The organism is Bacillus sp. P4_D3, assembly GCF_056401855.1.
The window spans coordinates 1-3360 of sequence record NZ_JBFUIN010000348.1 but is presented as its reverse complement, the minus strand read 5'-3'; the positions used below and the strand labels follow the sequence as shown (position 1 = coordinate 3360).

General features: G+C 35.7%; 5 protein-coding genes and 1 riboswitch. Of the genes, 4 read left to right on the top strand and 1 reads right to left on the bottom strand.

Annotated elements, in window-relative coordinates:
* Positions 1-540: IS200/IS605 family accessory protein TnpB-related protein (locus AC1DTM_RS20810; RefSeq protein WP_477000776.1), on the top strand; the 540-nt coding region annotated here is incomplete at its 5' end.
* Between the two features lie 361 nt (positions 541-901).
* Here the strand turns inward: AC1DTM_RS20810 and AC1DTM_RS20805 are convergent.
* Positions 902-1390, bottom strand: a complete 489-nt coding sequence (locus AC1DTM_RS20805; protein WP_002011909.1) for a QueT transporter family protein — start codon at positions 1388-1390, stop codon at positions 902-904.
* A gap of 6 nt (positions 1391-1396) precedes the next feature.
* A riboswitch (PreQ1 riboswitch) is annotated at positions 1397-1441 on the bottom strand.
* Positions 1442-1573: 132 nt separating this feature from the next.
* On the opposite strand from AC1DTM_RS20805, the gene AC1DTM_RS20800 reads away from it, so the two are divergent.
* The 3 genes from AC1DTM_RS20800 to AC1DTM_RS20790 form a co-directional block, all read left to right on the top strand.
* Entirely contained in the window at positions 1574-2446 is an 873-nt protein-coding gene (locus tag AC1DTM_RS20800; protein ID WP_477000775.1) for an aldose 1-epimerase family protein, read from the top strand.
* Positions 2447-2516: 70 nt separating this feature from the next.
* Positions 2517-2903: a reverse transcriptase-like protein gene (locus tag AC1DTM_RS20795; RefSeq protein ID WP_016104360.1), complete on the top strand. Its 387-nt coding sequence runs from the start codon at positions 2517-2519 to the stop codon at positions 2901-2903.
* Positions 2904-2916: 13 nt separating this feature from the next.
* On the top strand, positions 2917-3360 hold a 444-nt coding region (locus AC1DTM_RS20790), incomplete at its 3' end, for a DMT family transporter (protein ID WP_477000774.1).

The following is a 3360-nucleotide window of genomic DNA, read 5'->3' as shown; positions in this document are numbered from 1 at the left end:
GTTGTAACGAATAAAATGGCTGCACTTTGGCATAAACGAGAAAGACAAATAAATGGTTACATTTCACAAACTGTAGGTTTGTTGTTCAAAAAAGTGAAAGCATGCAACATAGATACGGTTGTCGTAGGGTATAACACTGGTTGGAAACAAAAATCTGATATGGGAAAAAAGAATAACCAAAAATTTGTTCAAATCCCATTTCATAAACTGATTGCAGCAATTGAGAATAAATGTGTAAAAGAAGGCATCCGATTTTTAAAACAAGAAGAAAGCTATACTTCAAAAGCTAGTTTTCTTGATAAAGATAGGGTTCCAGTTTGGTCTAAGGATGATAGGACGCATTATCGCTTTAGTGGCAAACGAATSACTCGTGGTCTGTAYCAAAGTAAAGCAGGAACATGTATCCATGCTGATATTAATGGTGCRTTGAATACATTGGAAAAATCAAGAGTTGTAGAATTGSATGAAAATCTTAAAGTGAAAACGCCGATTCTATTAGAAGTGCAAAAACGTAAGGCTGTTGCTTCGYGCATAGCTTAGTGGGTGYGTCAACCATCCATGTGTACTCGACTTGTCGGGGCTTGTAGCACACGCCGGATTCATCTGAGTGGTGGCTTCTTCCAYAAGGAAGAACTGCTCTTTTTCRAAAGGGTGGTGCAAGTGGGGAAACGATTGTTCGTTTCTAGTACCAACCAAAAACTTACTTGGGGTGTTACCGTAAGGTGGCATGAATWCTAGAGCGTCAAACTGTCTAGCGATAGATGAAAAGACCTAGAGTTCTAACTCAAGCCCCCACTGAAACGTTTCATCACAGTGGGGATAGTTGACCAAGAGTCACAGTATTATATTCAATATAATCACATACAAAAAGAGCCATCCTATATAAGGACAGCTCTTTCATCTATTGCATAAATCTTTCAAATTGCACTCGCTTATTAATCCAGTACATTACAGGCATACCAATTGCCATTACAACAAATTCACCAACTGCACAAGTTAGCCATGTCAATAAAAATGGCAGATCAAACGCAAGATGAAGTTCAATTGCAATCATAAACATTGTGACTGTAAAAATAACTGTATTAAAAATCATACGAGCCCAAACACCTTTAATGAAGCGCATAGAAATAATAGTTGCAAGTAATGCAAGAATGGATTGCCCTACTCCAAATACTAAATCATAAGCGATCATAGGTGAGAAAAAGAGATTCGTTAAAAATACACCTAATACAATCCCGTAAATTGCTTTCTTATTGAATACAACGAGATGATTAAACATCTCTGAAATACGAAACTGTACACTGGTAAAGCCAAATGGCTGAATAAGCATAGAAACAGCAATATATAATGCCGCTAAAATACCATTACCGACTAATGTCCTTATATTCATGACAAAATCTCCTTAGTTTTTTTACGTGGGATGGTTTCGAACCACGTTATTCGTTTTTTAAGCAACAAGAATATATTCTACGCAATAGACACTCTCTCGTCAATAGATTCCTATCATTAACTACCTTTTTTCTTTTAGAAAACGTATAATAAAACATATGAAAGTTTTAGGAGGTTTCACTTCATGACAGCAACAATTCAAAATGAAAAAGTGATCGTTTCCATTTCTGACAAAGGTGCAGAATTACAAAGCGTTCGCTTAAAAGAAGATAACACTGAATACTTATGGCAAGGCGATTCTACTTATTGGGGGCGCCGCGCACCAATTTTATTCCCAATTGTCGGCCGATTAGTAGATAATACATACTACGTAGATGGTAAACCGTATTCTTTAACACAACACGGCTTTGCTCGTGATCTTACATTCTCTGTACAAGAACAAAGTGAAACGAAAATCACTTATATTGTAACTAGTAATGAAGAAACATTAAAAAAATACCCATACGAATTCGAATTACTCGTTTCTTATGAGCTAGACGGACAAATCGTCCATGTAACATATGAAGTAAATAATCCTGCTTCAAAAGAGATGTTCTTCTCAATCGGAGCACATCCTGGTTTCAACTTCCCCTTATTAGAGGGCGAATCATTTACTGATTATCATTTAGCATTTAATGGTTCTGAACGCTTAGAAACAAGCGTATTAGAAGGACCTTATCTTTCAAGTAAAAAACAATCAATTGCTGAAAATACGAATGAATTACCACTTACATACGATTTATTCAAAAATGATGCGCTTATTTTTGAAAATATGAATACGGATGAAATCTCTATTCGTTCTCATAAACATAATAAATTTGTAAAAGTAGAATTTGACGGATTCCCATTTGTCGGCGTATGGACACCAGGCGAAAACGCACCTTTCTTATGTATTGAACCTTGGTACGGTATTRCTGATGAAGTAAATCCGGCAAAAGATTTCAAGGAAAAAAAAGGAATTCAATCTTTACAAGCGAATGAAACATTTACATGTCGTTATAGTATTACAATCGGCTAAAGTACTCTATCCCCTACTTCAAAGAAACATGTAAGTAGGGGATCATCTTATAATTTGGAGGTTTCTCATTTTGATTGAAGTATATATTGATGGTGCATCAAAAGGAAATCCTGGTCCTTCTGGTGCTGGAGTGTTTATTAAAGGGGTGCAACCAGCTGTACAATTATCATTGCCCCTTGGGACAATGTCCAATCATGAAGCAGAATACCACGCCTTACTTGCGGCATTAAAATATTGCACGGAGCATAATTATAACATTGTCTCTTTTCGTACAGATTCGCAACTTGTCGAGCGAGCTGTTGAAAAAGAATACGCAAAAAATAAAATGTTTGCACCACTATTAGAGGAAGCATTGCAGTACATAAAAAGTTTCGATCTCTTTTTTATTAAGTGGATTCCAAGTAGTCAAAATAAAGTCGCTGATGAATTAGCTAGAAAAGCTATTTCACAAAATTAACGGGGGTATGAGTGTGAAAAAAGGGTGGATTGCTCCTCTCGCATTATTATTCGTCTCTTTTATTTGGGGAGCTACGTTTGTTGTCGTTCAAAATGCTATGTCTTTTGTTGGACCATTTACTTTTAATGCTATTCGCTTTTTATTCGCTGGAATTATTTTATTATTCGTTCAAATTATTTTCTCACAAAAAACTTCAACACAAGATATAAAACAGAGTAGTCTCGCTGGATTGATTGTTGGATTCTTTTTATGTGTTGGCTACTTACTACAAACATTCGGCTTACTTTATACAACCTCTTCAAAAGCTGGTTTCTTAACAGGGCTTAGTATCATTATGGTTCCAATCTTGTCTTTTATTTTTTTAAAACAGCGAGCTACAATTTTCATTGCACTTGGTATTACTGTAGCAACAGCAGGTTTATATTTATTAACGGCTGGTGATTCTTTTCAATTAAAC